Source organism: Streptomyces sp. NPDC044921, assembly GCF_056432865.1.
This window is the reverse complement of the sequence record NZ_JBWKIF010000022.1, coordinates 34,502-53,540: the sequence shown is the minus strand read 5'-3', so window position 1 is coordinate 53,540 and position 19,039 is coordinate 34,502. Positions and strand designations below refer to the sequence as shown.

Here is a 19,039-nt window from a genome sequence, read left to right as displayed (position 1 = left end):
CGAAAGGGCCGCTGCCCGGAAGGGCAGCGGCCCGTCAGGGGGAGCCTGTGCTACCTCTGCTTGATCCGCAGGAACGTCACGGAGTTCGCCGGGAAGGTGTAGGTGAACTTCGGGGCCACGCCCCGCAGCGTCGACGTCACCGGGATCACGGGCGTGTCCGTCTCGGTGTTCACCGCGTCCTGGTCGGCGGCGAGCGTGGTCACGCGGGCCGTGGAGGCGACCTTGGCGCCGCCGAGGTCGACGGCCGTGCGGGCCTCGGCGGCCTGGGCGTTGACGACCTTGACGATCAGGTCACCGGTCCCCGCGTCGTGGGTGACGACCTGGCGGAAGGGCTCGGCCGGCTTGTCGTCCCGGAAGCTGCCCCACTCCTCGCCGTCGAGGAACAGGGTGACCTGGCGGCCGCGCACCTTGATGTCGATGTCGTAGGCGCGGCCCGTCTCGATCGACCCGGCCTTGGTCAGCAGGGTGCCCTTGCCGCCGTCCACGGCCTGTTCGACGGCCGACTGGGTGTTGTTCCAGCCGCCCAGGTTCCACCAGTAGTAGTTGCCGGTGTCCTTGACGCCGAAGGCGACGAGGAAGCCCTCCTTGCCGGACTTCTTGGTGGCCTTCACGTGCAGGTCGTAGTCCTTCCAGGCGGGGTCACCCGCCGTGACCATGGTGTTCTCGGCGGCGGTGTCGGTCTGGACGTACTGCCCGTCCTGGACGCTCCAGCTGCCGGCACCGTTGTGCTTCCACCGCGAGGCGTCACCGGAGAAGTCGTCGCTCAGCAGGGTCGAGCCGTCCGCGGAGGTGACCTTCACGTCGTCGTACGCGGCGCTGGTCGCCCACGTCGACAGGCCGACGGCGCCGGTGATCGGCCCGCTGACGTCCGGGGTGGTCGTGGCCCTGGAGGGGACCACGCGGTCGCCGACGTTGGTCATGAACAGCTTCTGGACCTCGTAGTTGGCCGAGTTCCAGGAGGCCCGGTTGTTGAACCAGATCATGTCGGGCCGCCACTGCACGTAGTCCTCGTTGGCGAGCAGCGGGGCGTAGGACGCCAGCTTGACGACGTCCGCGTTGCGCTCCAGGCCGGTCATGAAGGCGGCCTCGGCCAGGCCGTTCTGCCAGGCGTTGCCCTGCGAGGCGTACTCGCCGAGGAAGACCTTGGGGCCCTCGCGGTCGTAGGAGTCGTAGCGGTCGTTGTTCTGCAGGAACCAGGTCGGGCTGTTGTAGTAGTGCTCGTCGACCATGTCGACCTTGCCCTCGCGGTTGAGCTGCCAGGCGGTGTCGAAGGTCGTGCCGGCGTCGTCCGGGCCGGAGTTGGAGATGACGGTGATGTCCGGGTGCTTGGCCTTGATGGCGGCCCGGAACCGCTCGAAGCGGGCGAAGAACTCCTTCGGCAGGTTCTCCTCGTTGCCGACGCCGATGTGGGTGAGGTGGAACGGCTCCGGGTGGCCCATCCGCGCGCGTACCCTGCCCCACGTCGAGGTGGCCGGGCCGTTGGCGAACTCGATGAGGTCGAGGGTGTCCTGGATGTGCCGCCTGAGCAGCGCCTCGTCGTCGGTGGCCTTGTTCTGGCCGCAGCCGGTCACCAGGGCCGGGACGACGGGCAGCGGCATGGCGCCGATGTCCTCGGAGAAGCGGAAGTACTCGTAGTAGCCGAGGCCGTAGCTCTGGTTGTAGCCCCAGAAGTTGGCGTTGGTGGCGCGCTCCTCGACCGGGCCGATGGTGTCCTTCCACTGGTAGCTGCGCTTGCGCTGCCAGCCGCTCGCCTCGCTGTAGTCCTCCATGGAGCCGGTGTTGACCAGGCAGCCGCCGGGGAAGCGCACGAAGCCGGGCTTGAGGGCGGCGATCTTCTCGGCGAGGTCCTTGCGCAGGCCGTTGGGCTGGTTCTTGTACGTCTCGCGCGGGAACAGCGACACCATGTCGAGCGCGGCGGCCCGCGTCGCGGCGACGGCGAGACGGCCGCGGTTGCTGGTGCGCGTCGCCGTGAAGGTGGCCTTGTACTTCGCCCAGCCGCCCTTGACGGCGACCTCGCGGGCCGTGGCGAGGCTGCCCGCGGCGTCCTTCAGCGAGACGGTGAGGGTGCTGCCGCTCTCGGCGCGGGCCCACACGGAGAAGTCGTACCGCTTGCCCTGCTCGACGCGGATGCCGGTGTTGTAGCCCGCGTTGGTGACGGACGAACCGGCGCCCAGCGAGAGGTAGTTGCGGTTGCGCTCGTTGAGCCGGCCCGAGTCGTTCACCACCTGGGCCGTACCGCCGACCGTCCAGGAGGTCAGGGGCGTGTAGGAGCCGTTGTCGGCGGTGGAGTACTCGAAGGACCGGTTCTGCACGAGCTCGGCGTACAGACCGCCGTCGGCGGCCCGGTTGATGTCCTCGAAGAAGACGCCGTACATCGTGTCGTCGATCTTCGCGCCCCGGGCGGAGGGGTCGACGGTGATCGTGTAGTCGGTGACGTCCTCGGCGTGCGCGGGGGCCGGTACGAGGGCTGCTGCCGTCAGGAGGGCGGTGGCGGTGAGGCCGACTCTCCATCGGGTGCGGGCGGTGCGTGGCATGGATACTCCGCGGCTCTCTGGTAGAGGAGTGTTCGAAATATCAGACATTGGTCAGCACTTCGAACGGCAAGATAGGGAGGGGGCAGGGGCGCGTCAATGGGTCGCGCAGCACCGGATGGGACGGAGAGCGGAGCGGTATGGGCGTGTTCTGGCCAGTGCCGGACGTACTGGCCTATCTGGCCGGGCGCTGGCGCGTGACCCGGTCGGTGCGGGACCTCGCGAGCGGCGCGGAGGGCGAGTTCACGGGCGGCACCCGGTTCGAGGTGCTGGGAACCGGCGGGCTGCTGCACCGGGAGACGGGCACCTTCGTGTGGCAGGGCGTGGCCCGGCCCGCCGAGCGGACCCTGCGGTTCCTGCCCGGGCCGGGCGGCACGGCGGACGTCCGGTTCGCGGACGGCCGGCCCTTCCACGACCTGGACCTGACCTCCGGGCGGCACGTCGCCGACCACCCCTGCGCGGCGGACCTCTACCGAGGCGAGTTCACGGTCCGCGACGCGGACCACTGGCGCACGGTGTGGCGCGTGCGCGGACCCGCGAAGGACCTGGTGCTGCGCACGGAGTACGCGCGCGAGGCGTGAGCGCGACACTCCACACACACGGCGTGAGCCGCCGACCCGACAGGCGGGCCGGGCCCGGACCGGCGCCGGCCCGGCAGACGGACGAGCCCGGAACCGGCGCCAGCCCGGCAGACGGACGCACCCCGGGCGAGCGCCGACCCGGCAGACGGGCGCACCCCGGCGAGCGCCAGCCCGGCAGACGGGCCAAGCCCGAACCGGCGCCGACCCGATAAGCGGGCGAGCCCGGACCGGCGCCATCCCCACAGGCACGCGCACCCCAGACCAACACCGGCCCATCAGGCGGGCGAAGCACGGACGGGCACCGGACCGGCAGCCGCGGAAACACGGACCGGCGCCAGCCAGACAGACGGGCCAAGCCCGGACGGGCGCCACCCCCTCAGACGAATCAAGCCCGGGCGAGCGCCACCCCACAGGCACCCCCGCCCCAGACCAACACCGGCCCATCAGGCGGGCGAAGCCCGGACGGGCACCGGACCGGCAGCCGCGGAAGCACGGCCGGGCGCCACCCCGACAGACAGGCCAAGCCCGGACCGGCGCCGGCCCGCCAGGCGCACGAGGCCCGGCCCGTCAGACGCGGGAAACCCGAACCGGCACCGGACCGCCACCCCGGGCGTAGCCCGGACCGGGCGCAGGCCCCCGGCGCTGAGCACCGAGTACGCGCGGACGGACGTCCTACGTGCCCGGACGCTGTGCCGGAGCTCCCTCGAAGCGCAGGTTCCAGCGCCCGGCGCGACCCGTCACCGTGGTCGTCGACAGGGGGCGGACGTCGAGGTTCCAGTACGTCGACGGCGGCGCCCCCAGGGCGTACACCAGGGCCGCGCGGATCACGGACGGCTCGGCCACCGCCACCACCCGGCAGCCGTCCTCCACGGGCCGGGTGTCGAGCCAGCCGCCGACGCGGGTGATGAAGTCCACCAGCGACTCACCGCCGTGCGGCGTGATCCGCGGGTCGGCCAGCCACGCGTCCACGGCCTCGGGTTCCCGGGCCATCGCCTCGCCCAGGGTCAGCCCGCGCCACCGGCCCATGTCGCAGTCCCGCAGGCCCAGTTGCACCAGCGGCGCGTACCCGAGCCCCTCCCCCGTGGCCCGGCTGCGCGGGGCCGGCGAGCAGTAGCGCAGCTCGGCCGCCGCGAGCGGCAGCAGCTCCTGGGCGGCGCGCTCGACCTCGCCCCAGCCGGCCTGGTCCAGCGGCCGGTCGTCCTCGAAACGTTCGGCGAGCAGCGGTGAGCTGCGCGCGGCGGCGACGAACGTGACCCGAAGTGACATGCGGCGATCGTGGGCGCAGCAAGTGCGCAGGTCAAGAGGTGTTACCTGGGAGTTACCGAGGGTGCGGCGACCCTCACTGCCCGAAGAGGAGCACCATCCAGTGCTCGGGCCGCTCCAGGGGCGCGAACCCGAGCTTCGCGTAGACGCCGTGCGCGTCGTGCGTCGCGAGCAGCACCCGCCGCACCCCGTACGAGCGCACCTCCTCCCGTACGGCCGCCACGAGCGCGGTGCCGACGCCCTTGCCGCGCACCGACGGGTCCACGTACACGTCGCACAGCCACGCGAAGGTCGCCCGGTCGGTGACGACCCGGGCGTAGGCCACCTGCTCGCCCGAAGCGGTGTCGTACACCCCGAAGTTGAGCGAGCCCTCGATGGCCCGGTCCTGCTTCTCACGGGGGCGGCCCAGCGCCCAGTACGCGTCGGTGGACAGCCAGCGGTGCACCCGCTCGGCGTCGACGCGGGAGGGGTCGGTGGAGATCTCGTAGCCTTCGGGCAGGCTCGGCGTGTCGGTCATGACGGGATGCTCGCAAATCACCTGTCCGGGGTCGAGCGGTTATCCCAGCACCTCCTCGCACGCCGTGCGCAGCCGCCGCACCCCCTCCGTGATCTCCCCGGTCCCGGCGACCGCCGCGAAGCTCAGCCGGAGGTGCGCGGCGGGCGGCTCGGCGCTGAAGTAGGGGCGGCCGGGCGTGACGGCGACACCGGCCCGCAGGGCGGCCGTCGTCAGGGCCGCCTCGTCCGTGCCGTCGGGCAGACGCGGCCACAGGTGGTAGCCGCCGGACGGGACGTGTGCCAGCTCCAGCCACGGCAGGTGGAGTCCGAGCGCGCCGGTCATCGCGTCCCGGCGGGCCTTCAGCTCCGCGGAGACCGCCCGCAGATGCCGTGGCCAGGCGGGCGAGCCGACGAGTTCGAGCGCGGCCTCCTGCAGCGGGCGCGGCACGAAGAAGGTGTCGACGACCTGGATGGCGCGCAGCCGCTCCAGGACCGGCCCGCGGGCGGCCAGCGCGCTCACCCGGAAGCTCGGCGAGGTCGCCTTGGTCAGCGAGGAGACGTGGACGACGACGCCGTCGGGGTCGTCGGCGGCCAGCGGGCGCGGCAGCGGCCCGGCGTCCTCGTGCACGAGCCGCCGTACGAAGTCGTCCTCGACGACGAACGCGCCCGCGGCCCGGGCGATGCGCAGCACCTCGGCGCGCCGCCCGGGCGCGAGCACGGCGCCGGTGGGGTTCTGGAAGAGCGGCTGGCAGACGAAGGCCGGGGCCCCGGTGGACCGGAACGCGTCGGCGAGCAGGGCCGGTCTCACCCCGTCGGCGTCGACGGGGACGGGCACCGGCCGCAGGCCGGCGGCCCGGGCGATGGCGAGCATGCCGGGGTAGGTCGGCGACTCGACCAGGACGGGGGCGCCGGGCGGGGCGAGGGCGCGCAGGGCGGTGGTGAGGGCGGACTGGCCGCCCGCGGTCACCAGGACCTCGGCGGCGGTGACCGAGCCGCCGATGGCCCGTGCGAACCACTCGCGCAGCTCGGGCAGCCCTTCCATGGGCGGCCTCCCCCAGGCCCCCGGGCGGCGTCCGGCCCGCGCCAGGGCGGCGGCCATGGCCCGCTCGGGCTGGAGCGAGGGGTGCAGGTAGCCGCCGTTGAACTCGATCACGCCGGGCGGCGGTGCGGCCAGCGACACCAGCACCCCCGAGGCGTCCACCGAGCGTGGTACGAGGTCGGCGGCCCCGTCCGCGCTGAGCGCGACCTCCTGCCAGGAGGTGTCGCCGCCGGGAGCCGGTGCCGTCCGGGGCCGCGCGCGGAAGGCGCCCGCGCCGGGGCGGGTGACCACGAGCCCTTCCGCGGCGAGCTGCGCCAGTGCCCGCGACACCGTCACCGGACTGACCCGGAACCGCTCGACCAGCGCCCGGCTGGACGGCAGCTTTCCACCCGGTGAGTAGCGGTCGAGCTCCCGTCGCAGCTGTTCCGCCAGTTCAGCCACGCTGCTACGCTCTTGCATGAGAGCACAGAGTAGCGCTACTGCCGCACCCCGGATAGCAGTCGCCACCCCGGAGCGGGACCGCCCCGGCTTCGGCACCCTCCAGGCGGCCCTCGGCGTCACCGCCTTCTCCCTCACCTTCCCGGCCACCGCGTGGGGGCTGGAAGGGTTCGGGCCCTGGTCGCTCGTCGCCGTGCGCAGCGTCCTGGCGGCGCTGATCGCGGGCGGTGCTCTGCTGGCCCTGCGTGTACCGCTGCCCGCCCGGCGCCACTGGCCGGGCCTCGCCGTCGTCGCGGCCGGTGTCGTCCTGGGTTTCCCGCTGCTGACGACGCTGGCGCTGCAGACCTCGACCACGGCGCACGCGGCCGTCGTGGTCGGGCTGCTCCCGCTGACCACCGCGCTCTGCTCCGCGCTGCGCGTCGGCACCCGGCCCTCGCGCACCTTCTGGGCCGCGGCCCTCGCGGGCGCCGCGGCGGTGGCCGCCTTCACCGTGCAGCAGAGCGGCGGCGCCCTGTCCACCGCCGACCTGTACCTCTTCGCGGCGCTGCTGGTGTGCGCGGCCGGCTACACCGAGGGCGGGCGGCTGGCCCGGGTCATGCCGGGCTGGCAGGTGATCGGCTGGGCGCTGGTGCTGTGCCTGCCGCTGACCGTGCCCGTGGCGGCCCTGGCGCTGGCCCAGGAGCCGTGGCAGCTGACCGGGCACAGCGTCACCGGGCTGCTGTGGGTCGCGGCGGGCTCGCAGTTCCTCGGGCTGGTCGTCTGGTACCGGGGCATGGCGGCCATCGGCATTCCGAAGGCCAGCCAGTTGCAGCTCGCCCAGCCCCTGCTCACACTGGTGTGGTCGGTGCTGCTGCTGGGCGAGCACCTGACGGTGGCCGCCCCGCTGACGGCGGCGGCGGTGCTGGTCTGCATCGCCGTCACCCAACGGGCGCGCGGCTGAGCGGGGCGCCGCACGGCCCCTGTCGGCCCGTGCCGCCAGCCGTGGTCCCCGGGCCACGGACCGCCGCTGCGCACCTCGTGAGGAGGCCCCAGATGCGCGCAACCGTGGGTGACCAGCTTGTCCAGCACGGCAGGGTGGTCGGCCAGCACGACAAGGTCGGCGAGATCGTCGAGGTGCTCGGCCAGGAGGGCAACCCCCCGTACCGGGTCCGGTTCGAGGACGGGCACGAGGGCGTGTGCTCGCCGGGGCCCGACACCGAGATCCGCCACCGGGAGACCACCACCGGGCCGTGACTCAGCGCGGCGGGTCCGCCGGTTGCCCGTAGTGGTCGGCGACCACCCGCGCCATCGCCCCGATCCGGTCGGCCGCCACGTCCCTGGCGGCGAAGAAGACGTGTCCGCGCACCTGCGCGTGCTCCTTGGCGAACGCCAGGTGCCGGGACAGTTCGGCCGGCTCCTGCCAGGCGGCGGGCTGGGCGGGGTCGCCCGCCTTGTACAGCGCCTCCCCCACGTACAGCTGCGTCGAACTGCCGCGCGCCACCTCCGCCCACCAGGGCAGCAGCTTGGCGTAGTCGGCGGCGGCGAAACCGATGTTCCAGTACAGCTGCGGCACGATGTAGTCGATCCAGCCCTCGCGCACCCACTTGCGGGTGTCCGCGTGCAGGTCGTCGTAGGTCTCGACCCCGGCCCGGCTGTCCGAGCCCGCCGGGTCCGTGGAGGCGTTGCGCCACACGCCGAAGGGGCTGATGCCGAAGCGGACGCCCGGCCGGACCTCCTTGACGCGGTCAGCGGTCTCGCGCACCAGCCGGTCGATGTTGTCCCGCCGCCACGCGGCCCGGTCCGGGAAGCCGCCGCCGTGCTCCGCGTAGGCGGCGGCGTCGTCGAACGCCTCCCCCGCCACCGGATAGGGGTAGAAGTAGTCGTCGAAGTGCATCCCGTCGACGGGGTACCGGGCCACCGCGTCCAGCATCGCGTCCTCGACGAAGGCCCTGACCTGCGGCAGCCCCGGGTTGTAGAAGAGCTTCCCGCCGTACGCCACCACCCAGTCCGGGTTGCGGCGGGCCGGGTGCGAGGCGGCGAGCCGGGCCGGATCGGTGTGGGCCGCGACCCGGTAGGGGTTGAACCAGGCGTGCAGCTTCAGGCCCCGGGCGTGGGCCTCCTCGACGGCCGTGCCCAGCGGGTCCCAGCCGGGGTCCTTGCCCTGGGTGCCCGTGAGGTACTGCGACCACGGCTCGTACGGCGAGGGCCACAGGGCGTCCGCCGTGGGACGGACCTGGAAGACGACGGTGTTGAGCCGGTTGCGGACGGCCGTGTCGAGGTGGGCGAGGAGTTCGGAGCGCTGCTGCGACGCGGTCAGCCCCGGCCTCGACGGCCAGTCGCGGTTGGCCACCGTGGCCAGCCACACCCCGCGCATCTCGGAGACCGGCGCCCCGCCCCTGCGCCCGGGCGCGGCCGACGCCGGAGTCGTCATGGTGAAAGCCGACAGCGCCGCCACGGCGAACGCCCTGCGTGAGACTCGTCCCATCCGCATGCCCCAAAATGCCGCGGATCCGCCCGGTCACGGATCGCTCCGGGCCCAGCATGCCCGAACCGCACCGGCCCCCGGCGATCGATCATCGATACTTGGCGGTAACGTGCACGAACGGAGCAGGCGCCGGGACCCGGCGGCCTGCCCGGTCGTGGATCAGCAGCGAAAGGGACGATGTGACGGACACCCCTGCGGGAGACATTGCACGCGTCGGAGTCGTGGGCTGCGGTCAGATGGGCGCGGGGATCGCCGAGGTGTGCGCCCGGGCCGGCCTGGACGTCATGGTCGCCGAGACCACCGGCGAAGCCCTGGAGATCGGCCGCACCCGGCTGTTCGGCTCCCTGGCCAAGGCAGCCGAGCGCGGCAAGATCACCGAGGAGGAGCAGGAGGCCACGCTGGCCCGCCTGAGCTTCACCACGGACCTCGGCGAGTTCGCCGACCGTGACCTGGTGATCGAGGCGGTCGTGGAGAACGAGCAGGTCAAGACCGAGATCTTCCAGGTCCTGGACCAGGTCGTGACCCGGCCGGACGCGATCCTGGCCTCCAACACCTCGTCCATCCCGCTGGTGAAGCTGGCGGTGGCGACCTCGCGGCCGAACCAGGTCATCGGCATCCACTTCTTCAACCCGGCCCCGGTGCAGAGGCTCGTCGAGCTGATCCCCGCCCTCACCACCTCCGAGGGGACGATCAGCCGCGCCCAGCTGTTCACCGAGAAGCTGCTCGGCAAGCACGCGATCCGTGCCCAGGACCGTTCCGGCTTCGTCGTCAACGCCCTGCTGATCCCGTACCTGCTCTCCGCGATCCGGATGTTCGAGACGGGCATCGCCAGCCGCGAGGACATCGACAACGGCATGGAGATGGGCTGCGCCCACCCGATGGGCCCGCTGAAGCTGTCCGATCTCATCGGCCTGGACACGGTCGCCTCGGTCGCGCAGTCGATGTACGAGGAGTACAAGGAGCCGCTGTACGCCGCTCCCCCGCTGCTGCAGCGCATGGTCGACGCGGGCCGCCTGGGCCGCAAGACGGGCTCCGGCTTCTACACGTACGGCTGACCGCCCGGTCGCGGGTCCCACCTCAGCGCCGCCGCTCCTCCGGCCACGGCCGGACGCGGCGGCGTCCCCATTCCGCGGCCTGCTCGTTGAGGCGGCGGCGCAGCCAGCCCATCCACAGCGCGAGCGGAGTGGCCACGAGGGCGAGCAGCAGGGCCGTGCCCCATCCGGTGCCGCCGGAGGAGTACCGGATCACCACCGCCCCCAGCACGTAGAGCGCCAGCGCGAACGCCACGTTCTTCTGCAGCTTCGTCATGGGTCGTCGGATACCCCCCGCGGCTGGTTACGGACGGTCAGATTTCGGCCAAGGAGCGGGCCCGGCACCCGGAAGGGTGCCGGGCCCGCGGCATTCACACACCGTGTGCGCGCCGGGCTCGCATATGCCCCTCGCACACTCTCCCCAGGCGCCCACCAGGGGAGTTGACTCCTGTGCGCACACCAGGGATGTGACACGACTACGGAAAGGAGCGGAATCGTGACCGTCGATCCCGAGCATCCCGTCGTCCATGGAGAACTCGCAGAGTTACGACGCCGCCTCGACGTGGCGTACGCCCGCGTCGAGGGCGGCCTGGCACTGCTCAGTCACCGCACCGAGGAGACCGCCAAGGAGATCGAGGAACTCAACACCCGGATCCACACACTGGAACACGCGCGCTGGCCGCTGCCCGCGGTCGCCGCCCTCACCGCCGTGGGTGCCCTCGTCGTGGCGATCTGGCAGGCGTTCGGACGGTAAGGCCACACCGGGTCAGGGCAACGTGTCCTGTCCGAGCTTGAGATGGTGCAGCAGAAGTAACGCGGCCGCCATGTTGGCGGCCGGGACCTCGCCGCGGGCGACCAGGTCGGGGACGAGTTTGAGGGGCACCCATTCCCGGCGGTCCGACTCGAAGTCGTCCACGGGGTGCCCGACGTACTCGCCCTCGTCCGCCCAGTACACGTGGTGCCGGGCGTCGGTGAGCCCGTTGGACGGCTCCACGCTCATGAGGTGGCGCAGGGGTCCCGGCCGCCAGCCGGTCTCCTCCTCGAGTTCCCTGGCGGCCGCGCGGACGACGTCCTCGCCGTCCTCCACGACGCCCGCCGCGAGTTCCCACCCCCAGCTGTCCGTGATGAAGCGGTGCCGCCACAGCAGCAGCACCTCGTTGGCCTCGTTGACCACCGTGGCCACGGCGACGGGCCGCAGGCGTATGAGGAAGTGGTCGAGGTGCCGGCCGTCCGGTAGTTCGACATCCGCCAGATTGACGCTGAACCAGCGGTTTGAGTACACAGTTTGTTCGTTGTGTTTCGTCCACTGCACGGTTCTGCCACCTTCCGTCGAGTAAGTGGCAATATCGCAGCAGGGACGTGGCCACAGCAGGCGCACAGGAAGCGGCTCGGGACACACGGGCACCGCGGCCCGGGATCTACAACGGTACGCGCAGTGCCCCGTCGATGAGTTCGGCGGCCTCGGCCGTGCCCGCGCACCCGCTGCGCACCAGGTGCTCGCGCACCGCGCGCAGCCGGTCGCGCAACCGCTGGGACTCCATGCCCCGGGCCTGCTCGGCCATCTGCACGGCGATGGCGACCGCCTTGTCGGCGTTGCCCTGCCGCAGCTCGATGGTGCTGAGCATCGCGAGCCGGTGCACGCGCCCCCGGTCGTGCGCCGGGTTGTCGACGGCGGCCGCGGCGTGCTCCCCGGCGGCCGCGATCTCCCCGAGGCTGAGCAGCGCCTCGGCCACCTGGACGTTGACCAGGCCCGGCTGGACGTAGCCGGTCTCGTCGGGCTCGTAGCCGCGCCGGATGCGCTCGGCGGCCCGCTCGGCGCGCCGGATGCACGACAGGGCGCTGCCGCCGTCGCCGAGATGCGCGTACGCCTTGGCCTGCATCGCGTAGAGGTCGGAGGCGAGCGCCGGGGTGATGTGCTTGCCCGCGGCCCGCAGCGCGGCCTCCGCGAAGGCCACGGCCTGCCGGTACTCCCGCATGAACAGCGACTGGTTGACCAGCAGGGCGATGACGTACGCCCCGAGCCCCCGGTCGCCGCTGGCCTTGGCCAGGCGCAGGGCCTGGTGGAAGTAGCGCTGGGCGAGGCCGTGCGCGTCGGAGTCGTAGGCGCAGATGCCGGCGACCGCGACCAGCCCGCCGGTGGCCCGGTGCAGTTGGCGGCCGGTCTCGTCGGTGTAGCTGCCGCGCAGCAGCGGGGCGGCCTCGGCGTTGAGGAATCCGACGATCCGGGCGCGCGTCGCGATGCCCCCGGCCTTGCGGTACATCTGCTCGTAGTGCGTACGGGCCGCCCGCAGCATCTCCAGGTCGCCCTGGGTGACCCGGTGTCTGCCGCCCCGGGAGACGTCGACGTCCTCCGGCGGATTCTCCCACTCCCACACGGGCATGACGGCGGGGGTGCCCGTGAGGGCGGGGGCGTCCAGGATGTGCGGGCGCTGCTGCTGGTCGGAGCGCCACAGGGCGGTGGCCCGCTCGACGAACCCGGACAGGGAGCCGGTGTGCGGGGCGGACGGCTCGCCGGGGACGCCGAGGCCGATGTCGTCCAGGGTGACCGGCCGCTGCAGCCGGGCGGCCAGCACCTCGCAGATCAGGTCCGGCACCTGGCCCCGGGGGCGCTGCCCCTTCAGCCACCGGGCGACGGCGGTGTGTTCGTAGCGCAGGGACAGACCTCGTGCCCGTCCCGCCTGGTTCACGTGTGCGGCCAGCCCCGCGTGCGAGATCCCCGCCTCGTCCAGGATCGCGTCGAGCAGAGTGTTGGGCTGCATGTGGGCCCCCCGGGTGGCTCGGTGCGGCCAGGTTAGTGGGTCCGGCTTCACACGGGGTGTGAACGGAGTGCCCGAATCCGCACCGTGTGCGCACTGTCGCTCTCCGTCGCCGACCGGTTGACTGAAATGCCTCGCAAGAGGCCGGCCGGGCCGCCGGCTCCCCCTCGTACAGTGCGGCGGCCCGCTTCCGCCGTCCGCCCGGCCGCCTGCCCGACACTCCGTGGCGGGGCGGACGGCATCGCCGGCCGGTGCCGGGCGGTGCGCCGCCATGACGTCAGTGGTGCCGCGCCGGCCGGGGGCACGTGGTGGCTGGTCGCGCGCTTCCGCACGCCCCGGGCGGCGCGCCCCTGCCGTTGGTCAGCACCAGCAGCGCGATGTCGTCGGCCGGTGCTCCGCGGATGTGGTGCCGCAGGGCCGTGGAGACCCTGGCGAGCACCTGCTGGGGGGAGGCCGGCTCGTTCCGCACGGCGCTCTCCAGCACGGCCGGCAGGGGGAAGAACCGGCCATGCCCGTCCCGCGCGTCCTGGGCACCGTCCGTGTAGAGGAACAGGCCGTCACCGGAGCACAGGCGCCCCAGGCCGACGCAGGGCAGGTCGGCGTCCGGCAGGGGGAACAGCCCCAGGGGCGGATACGGGTCACCGGCGGTGAGGTGTTCCACCGCGCTCCCGCTGAGCCGGTACGGCCAGGGGTGGCCGCAGTTCAGGGCGAGGATCTCGCCGTCGGCCCGGATCTCCACGAGCAGCAGGGTCACGAACTCCTCGGCGTCGCCGGTGGGGTGCTCCTGGCGCAGGTGCCGCTCCAGGGCGCGCTCCAGCCGGCGCAGCACACCGCCGAGTTCCTTCTCGTCGTGCGCGGCCTCGCGGAAGCAGCCGAGCACGGCCGCGACCGTGCCGAGCGCGCCGATGCCGTGCCCGCGGACGTCGCCCATCACGGCCCGGACGCCGTGCTCGGTGGCGACGACCTCGTACAGGTCGCCGCCGATCGCCGCGCCGCGCTCCGCCGGCAGCTGGGCGGCGGCGACGTCCAGCCCGTCGACGCGGGACGGCGGCGGCCGCAGCAGCGCGTGCTGCGCGGCGCCCGCGACCCGGCGCAGCTGCCGCAGCTCGCGCATCAGCGACCGCCGCACGTGCAGGATCAGGCCGGTGCCGACCGCGAGGAACACGGCGCTGGTCAGGATCCGTGCCGGAAGATCGGTCTGCTGGGCGAGCGGGCAGGCCAGCTTGTACGTGACGGCCGCCGCGCCCCACGCCGCCGGCGCTCCGAGGCCACGCACCCGACCCCTGACGCGGATCATGCCGATGGCCCCCCATCAGGCCCCTGACACACAGAATCGGACCGGCCCGAGAAGGCCGGTCCGATTCTGTGGGACGGTCCGCCCGAAAAGGCGGGATCGGCCACCTATACCACTCAAAAGAGTGAGGTGACCCGCCCCGCAAGGGGCGCGGGGAACTGCGCGACCGGCCACAGCGAACTCGCGGCCGGAGTCACCGCGCAGCCCCCACGGCACTAACTCCGCAGCTCGGCCCCCACCCGCTCACCGGCGAGGGCGACGGCCGCGTCCCGGGCCGCGGACGCCTCGTCCACGGTCAGCGTCCGGTCGGCCGCCCGGAACCGCAGCGCGTAGGCGAGCGACTTCCGGCCGTCACCCAGCTGCTCGGCGTTCTCGTACACGTCGAACAGCCGGATCGACTCCAGCAGCTCACCGGCCCCGTCGCGCAGGGCCTCCTCGACCTCCGCCGCCGGAACCACCGCGTCGACGACCAGGGCGACGTCCTGCGTGGCCACGGGGAACGTGGAGATCCGCGGCGCCGCCACCGTGGCGTCACCCGCCGCCTCCACGGCGTCCAGGTCGAGCTCCATCGCGCAGGTGCGCGCGGGCAGGCCGAACGCCTTCACGACCCGGGGGTGCAGCTCACCGGCGTGCCCCACGACCCGCTCGGCACCGTCCACGGTGACGGCCAGTTCGGCGCACCGCCCCGGGTGCCAGGGCCCGTACTGCCCCTTGCGGACGACCAGCCCGGCACCGGCCTCGCGGGCGACGGACCGCGCCGCCTCGACCGCGTCGGCCCAGTCCGCCGGACGGCCCTTGCCCCACCAGCCGGCCTGCTCGCGCGCACCGGCGAGCACCACGGCGACGTGCCGCGGCTGCTCGGGCAGTGCCGCGTCCAGCTCGGCGAGCTCCTCGCCGCTGGGGCGGCGGTCGACGGACAGCACGGCGGCGATCCGCCGCTCCTCGCGCGGCCGGAACACCAGGCCCGTCTCGAACAGCGCGAGGTCGTGCGAGCCCCGGCCGTCGTTGCGGCGCAGCGCGGCGAGCAGACCCGGCAGCAGCGTCGTGCGCAGCGCGGGCTCCTCGTCGCTCAGCGGGTTGCTGAGCCGCACGACACGGCGGGCCGGGTCGTCCTTCTCCAGGCCCAGCTGGTCGAAGACCTGCTCGCCGATGAACGGGTAGTTCAGCGCCTCGACGTAGCCGGCGCCGGCCAGGGCGCGGCCGACACGGCGGTGCAGCCGCTGCCGGCCGGTGAGGCCGAGGCCGGCCGGCGGCTTGGGCAGCGTGGAGGGCAGGTTCTCGTAGCCCTCCAGGCGGATGACCTCTTCGGCCAGGTCGTTCGGGTCGGTGAGGTCGGGCCGCCAGGACGGCACGGTGACGATGAGCTCGTCCTGCCCGTACACGTCGCAGCCGATCTCCTGCAGCCGCCGGACGACGGTCTCGCGGCCGTAGGCGACGCCCGCGACCTTGTCCGGGTGGTCGGCCGGGAGGGAGATGGTGCGCGGGGCGGTCGGGGCGAGGACCTCGGTGACGCCGGCCTCGGCCGTGCCGCCGGCGAGGAGGACCAGCAGGTCGACCGTGCGCTGCGCGGCAGCGGCGGCGGCCTGCGGGTCGACGCCGCGCTCGAAGCGGCGCGACGCCTCGGAGGACAGCTTGTGCCGGCGGGCCGTGCGCGCGATGGACACCGCGTCGAAGTGCGCCGCCTCGATGACCACGTCGGACGTGGCGTTCTCCACGTCGTCGTGGTCGGCGATCTCCGTGTTGGCGCCACCCATGACACCGGCGAGCCCGATCGGACCGCGGTCGTCGGTGATCACCAGGTCCTCGGCGTCCAGGGTGCGCTCGACGCCGTCGAGGGTGGTGAGCTTCTCGCCCGGCTCGGCCCGGCGCACCCCGATGGTGCCCTGGACCAGACTGCGGTCGTAGGCGTGCAGCGGCTGGCCGAGCTCCATCATCACGTAGTTGGTGACGTCGACGGCGAGCGAGATCGGGCGCATGCCGACCTTCTGCAGCCGGCGCTGCAGCCAGATCGGGGAGCGGGCCTCGGCGTTCAGACCGGTCACCGTGCGGGCCGTGAAGCGGTCGCAGCCGGTGGGGTCGGAGATCCGCACCGGGTAGCCGTAGGCGTTCGGGCCGGGCACGTCGATCAGCGCCGGGTCGCGCAGCGGCAGGCCGTAGGCGATGGCGGTCTCGCGGGCGACGCCGCGGATGGACAGGCAGTAGCCGCGGTCGGGCGTGACGGCGATGTCGAGGACCTCGTCGACCAGTTCCAGCAGCTCGACGGCGTCCTTGCCGACCTCGGTCTCCGGCGGCAGCACGATGATGCCCTTGGTGCCGTCGTCGCCCATGCTCAGCTCGTCGCTGGAGCAGATCATGCCGCGCGACATCTTGCCGTAGGTCTTGCGCTCGGCGATCTGGAAGTCACCGGGCAGGACGGAGCCGGGCAGGGCCACGACGACCTTGTCGCCGACCGCGAAGTTGCGGGCGCCGCAGACGATCTCCTGGGGCTCGCCCGTGCCGTTGGCCCGGCCGACGTCGACGGTGCAGAAGCGGATCGGCTTCTTGAACTCCGTCAGCTCCTCGATCGTCAGCACCTGGCCGACGACCAGCGGGCCCTTGAGGTCGGCGCCGAGCCGCTCGACGGTCTCGACCTCCAGACCGGCCGAAATGAGCTTGGCCTGGACGTCCCGGCCGGTCTCCGTCGCCGGCAGGTCGACGTACTCCCGCAGCCAAGAAAGCGGGACCCGCATCAGATCTCCATCCCGAACGGCCGGGTGAACCGGACGTCACCCTCGACCATGTCTCGCATGTCCTCGACGTTGTGGCGGAACATCAGCATCCGCTCGATGCCGAACCCGAAGGCGAAGCCGCTGTACTTCTCCGGGTCGACCCCGCAGGCCCGCAGCACGCGGGGGTTGACCATGCCGCAGCCGCCGAGCTCGATCCAGCCCTCGGACGAGCAGGTCCGGCAGGAACGGTCGGGGTTGCCGACGGACTCGCCCTTGCACACGTAGCAGAGCATGTCCATCTCGGCGCTGGGCTCGGTGAACGGGAAGAAGTTCGGCCGCAGCCGGGTCTTCATGTCCGCGCCGAACAGCGACTGGACCATGTGGTCCAGCGTGCCCTTGAGGTCGGCCATCGTCAGGCCCTCGTCCACCGCGAGCAGCTCGACCTGGTGGAAGACCGGCGTGTGCGTGGCGTCCAGCTCGTCGGCGCGGTACACGCGGCCGGGGCAGATGACGTAGACGGGCAGCTCGCGGTCGAGCAGGGAGCGGATCTGCACGGGCGAGGTGTGCGTGCGCAGGACGACACCGCTTTCGGCATCGCCGTTCGGGCTCTGCACGAAGAACGTGTCCTGCTCGCCGCGGGCCGGGTGGTCCGGACCGATGTTGAGCGCGTCGAAGTTGAACCACTCGGCCTCGACCTGCGGGCCCTCGGCCACCTCGTAGCCCATGGCCACGAAGACGTCCTCGATGCGCTCCGACAGCGTGGTCAGCGGGTGCCGGGCACCGGACGGCACGCGGTCGTAGGGCAGCGTGACGTCCACCGCCTCCTCGACCAGCACGCGGGCGTCCCGCTCGGCCTCCAGCTCGGCCTGTCGCGCGGCGAGACCCTTGTTGACGGCGCCGCGGGCCTGGCCGACGCGCTTGCCGGCCTCGGCCTTGGCGTGCGGGGGCAGGGCGCCGATCTCGCGGTTGGCGAGGGCCAGCGGCGAGGCGGGGCCGGTGTGGGCGACCTTGGCCTCGTGGAGCGCGTCGAGGGAGTCCGCGGCGGCGAAGGCGGCGAGCGCCTCGTCCCGCATGCGCTCGATCTCTTCCGGTTTCAACGTCTCGACCTCGACAGGGTCGTACGACTTATTCGGTGCCGACATCTCTTCCCGTGCTTCCGGTTGGCTGGCTGAAGGTCCCCGTCACCGACTCCGACGGCCGTCTGCGGGACACAAAGGTGCCAAGGGCCGAGTCTAACGGGGTGGAGGTATACGAATGCGCCCGTGGTCCTTCAGGCGAGATACGCCGGGGCCCCCACGGGCAGGGTAAATCGGAACTCGGCGCCGGCGCCGGGAGCGCGGCCGACCGTGATGGTGCCGCCGTGGGCCTCGACGATGCCCTTGACGATGTAGAGCCCGAGGCCCGTGCCGCCGCGCTTGCTGCCCCGCCAGAAGCGGGTGAAGACGCGGTTCATGGATTCCTCCGGGATGCCGGGCCCCTCGTCGCTCACCGTGACCGACGTGGCTGCGTTCTCGGCGTACTCGCCCTCGCGCAGGGACGCCGTGGCCGTGATGTCGATCGTGACAGTTCCCTCGCCGTGCCGCACGGCATTTTCCAGCAGGTTGCTGAGCACCTGGTCGATCTTGTCGGGGTCGGCCCACAGGTCGGGCAGCGGCTGCTGGACGCGCAGCAGGAAGCGGTCGGCGGGCTGTCCCGCGGCGACGTAGGCCTGGATGTGCCGTCCGACGGCCGCGCCGATGTCGACGGGCTGGCGGCGCAGCTCCAGGCGGCCGGAGTCGATCCGGGAGATGTCGAGCAGCTCGGCGATGAGCCGGGTGACGCGGTCGGCGTCGGCGTCGACGGTCTCCAGCATCAGCCGCTTCTGGTCGTCGGTGAACCGCTCCCACTTGGCCAGCAGCGTGGCGGTGAAGCCCTTGACGGAGGTGAGCGGGGAGCGCAGTTCGTGGGCGACGGTGGCGATCAGCTCGGCGTGGCTGCGCTCGGTGCGGCGGCGGGCCTCGGTGTCGCGGAGGGTGACGACCAGGCGCCGGACGGGTCCGGTGGGGCGGGTGCGCACGTAGCGCGCGGAGACCAGCACCTCGCGCCCGCCGGGCAGCAGGAGGTTGCGCTCGGGCTGCCCGACCCGGATGGCGAGGCCGCCGTAGGGGTCGGTCAGCTGCCACCAGCGGCGGCCTTCGAGGTCCTCTAACGGCAGGGCCTTCTCCAGGCGCTGCCCGAGGGCGTCCCGGGCGCGGACGGCGGTGATGCGCTCGGCGGCGGCGTTGAAGCAGATGACCCGGCCCTGCTCGTCGGCGACGACCAGCCCGTCGGGCAGCTGGTCCGGGTCGATGCCGAGGTCGGCGAGATCACCGGCCGGCCGGGACGCGGCGGGCGGGCTCCCGGCGTCCCGGGCTCCCGGTGCGCTGCTCGTGCCGACGCTCATCCCCGTACCCCACCTCT

Annotated in this window: 17 protein-coding genes; 5 read left to right on the top strand and 12 right to left on the bottom strand. The window is 73.0% G+C overall.

Going from position 1 to position 19,039, the window contains the following annotated elements:
* Positions 1–50: 50 nt before the first annotated feature.
* The gene (locus AC07DA_RS28890; protein WP_479131148.1) at positions 51–2,534 is read right to left on the bottom strand and encodes an alpha-L-arabinofuranosidase C-terminal domain-containing protein; all 2,484 of its coding nucleotides are present in this window, start codon (positions 2,532–2,534) and stop codon (positions 51–53) included.
* A 137-nt stretch (positions 2,535–2,671) separates the two neighbouring features.
* Between AC07DA_RS28890 and AC07DA_RS28885 the strand changes: the two genes are divergently transcribed.
* A complete protein-coding gene (locus AC07DA_RS28885) occupies positions 2,672–3,112 on the top strand; it encodes a DUF6314 family protein (protein ID WP_479131147.1) in 441 nt (146 codons plus the stop codon).
* 672 nt (positions 3,113–3,784) lie between these two features.
* Here AC07DA_RS28885 and AC07DA_RS28880 read toward each other — a convergent pair.
* The 3 genes from AC07DA_RS28880 to AC07DA_RS28870 form a co-directional block, all read right to left on the bottom strand.
* A complete protein-coding gene (locus AC07DA_RS28880; RefSeq protein ID WP_479131145.1) occupies positions 3,785–4,378 on the bottom strand; it encodes a histidine phosphatase family protein in 594 nt (197 codons plus the stop codon).
* Positions 4,379–4,451: 73 nt separating this feature from the next.
* Positions 4,452–4,892, bottom strand: coding sequence for a GNAT family N-acetyltransferase (locus tag AC07DA_RS28875; protein WP_479131144.1), 441 nt, complete (start codon positions 4,890–4,892; stop codon positions 4,452–4,454).
* A 39-nt stretch (positions 4,893–4,931) separates the two neighbouring features.
* Positions 4,932–6,368: an aminotransferase-like domain-containing protein gene (locus AC07DA_RS28870; RefSeq protein WP_479131143.1), complete on the bottom strand. Its 1,437-nt coding sequence runs from the start codon at positions 6,366–6,368 to the stop codon at positions 4,932–4,934.
* Between AC07DA_RS28870 and AC07DA_RS28865 the strand changes: the two genes are divergently transcribed.
* Positions 6,367–7,287 (top strand): DMT family transporter, encoded by a 921-nt coding sequence (locus AC07DA_RS28865; protein WP_479131142.1) that lies wholly within the window; start codon positions 6,367–6,369, stop codon positions 7,285–7,287. The genes AC07DA_RS28870 and AC07DA_RS28865 overlap by 2 nt on opposite strands.
* Positions 7,288–7,379: 92 nt before the next feature.
* The gene (locus AC07DA_RS28860; protein WP_010045242.1) at positions 7,380–7,580 is read left to right on the top strand and encodes a DUF1918 domain-containing protein; all 201 of its coding nucleotides are present in this window, start codon (positions 7,380–7,382) and stop codon (positions 7,578–7,580) included.
* A 1-nt stretch (position 7,581) separates the two neighbouring features.
* On the opposite strand, the gene AC07DA_RS28855 is transcribed toward AC07DA_RS28860, so the two are convergent.
* The gene (locus AC07DA_RS28855) at positions 7,582–8,811 is read right to left on the bottom strand and encodes a glycoside hydrolase family 10-like protein (protein ID WP_479131141.1); all 1,230 of its coding nucleotides are present in this window, start codon (positions 8,809–8,811) and stop codon (positions 7,582–7,584) included.
* A gap of 179 nt (positions 8,812–8,990) precedes the next feature.
* Here AC07DA_RS28855 and AC07DA_RS28850 point away from each other — a divergent pair, with 179 nt between their 5' ends.
* A complete protein-coding gene (locus AC07DA_RS28850; RefSeq protein WP_479131140.1) occupies positions 8,991–9,866 on the top strand; it encodes a 3-hydroxybutyryl-CoA dehydrogenase in 876 nt (291 codons plus the stop codon).
* 22 nt (positions 9,867–9,888) lie between these two features.
* Here the strand turns inward: AC07DA_RS28850 and AC07DA_RS28845 are convergent, their stop codons facing one another.
* Positions 9,889–10,119 (bottom strand): hypothetical protein, encoded by a 231-nt coding sequence (locus tag AC07DA_RS28845; RefSeq protein ID WP_479131139.1) that lies wholly within the window; start codon positions 10,117–10,119, stop codon positions 9,889–9,891.
* Positions 10,120–10,338: 219 nt separating this feature from the next.
* On the opposite strand from AC07DA_RS28845, the gene AC07DA_RS28840 reads away from it, so the two are divergent.
* Entirely contained in the window at positions 10,339–10,596 is a 258-nt protein-coding gene (locus AC07DA_RS28840) for a hypothetical protein (RefSeq protein ID WP_094057196.1), read from the top strand.
* A 12-nt stretch (positions 10,597–10,608) separates the two neighbouring features.
* Here AC07DA_RS28840 and AC07DA_RS28835 read toward each other — a convergent pair whose 3' ends face one another.
* From AC07DA_RS28835 to AC07DA_RS28810, 6 genes are all read right to left on the bottom strand, one after another.
* A complete protein-coding gene (locus tag AC07DA_RS28835; protein ID WP_479131138.1) occupies positions 10,609–11,154 on the bottom strand; it encodes an NUDIX hydrolase in 546 nt (181 codons plus the stop codon).
* Between the two features lie 106 nt (positions 11,155–11,260).
* Positions 11,261–12,601, bottom strand: coding sequence for a transcriptional regulator (locus AC07DA_RS28830; protein ID WP_479131137.1), 1,341 nt, complete (start codon positions 12,599–12,601; stop codon positions 11,261–11,263).
* 274 nt (positions 12,602–12,875) lie between these two features.
* The gene (locus AC07DA_RS28825; RefSeq protein WP_479131136.1) at positions 12,876–13,895 is read right to left on the bottom strand and encodes a PP2C family protein-serine/threonine phosphatase; all 1,020 of its coding nucleotides are present in this window, start codon (positions 13,893–13,895) and stop codon (positions 12,876–12,878) included.
* A 212-nt stretch (positions 13,896–14,107) separates the two neighbouring features.
* Positions 14,108–16,621: a phenylalanine--tRNA ligase subunit beta gene (pheT, locus tag AC07DA_RS28820; RefSeq protein WP_479131135.1), complete on the bottom strand. Its 2,514-nt coding sequence runs from the start codon at positions 16,619–16,621 to the stop codon at positions 14,108–14,110.
* Positions 16,621–17,742: a phenylalanine--tRNA ligase subunit alpha gene (pheS, locus tag AC07DA_RS28815; RefSeq protein WP_479131134.1), complete on the bottom strand. Its 1,122-nt coding sequence runs from the start codon at positions 17,740–17,742 to the stop codon at positions 16,621–16,623. The genes pheT and pheS overlap by 1 nt, the downstream gene beginning before the upstream one ends.
* A 128-nt stretch (positions 17,743–17,870) precedes the next feature.
* Positions 17,871–19,022 carry a sensor histidine kinase gene (locus AC07DA_RS28810; protein ID WP_479131133.1) on the bottom strand — a complete coding sequence of 384 codons (1,152 nt, stop codon included), beginning with the start codon at positions 19,020–19,022 and terminating at the stop codon, positions 17,871–17,873.
* Positions 19,023–19,039: the final 17 nt, after the last annotated feature.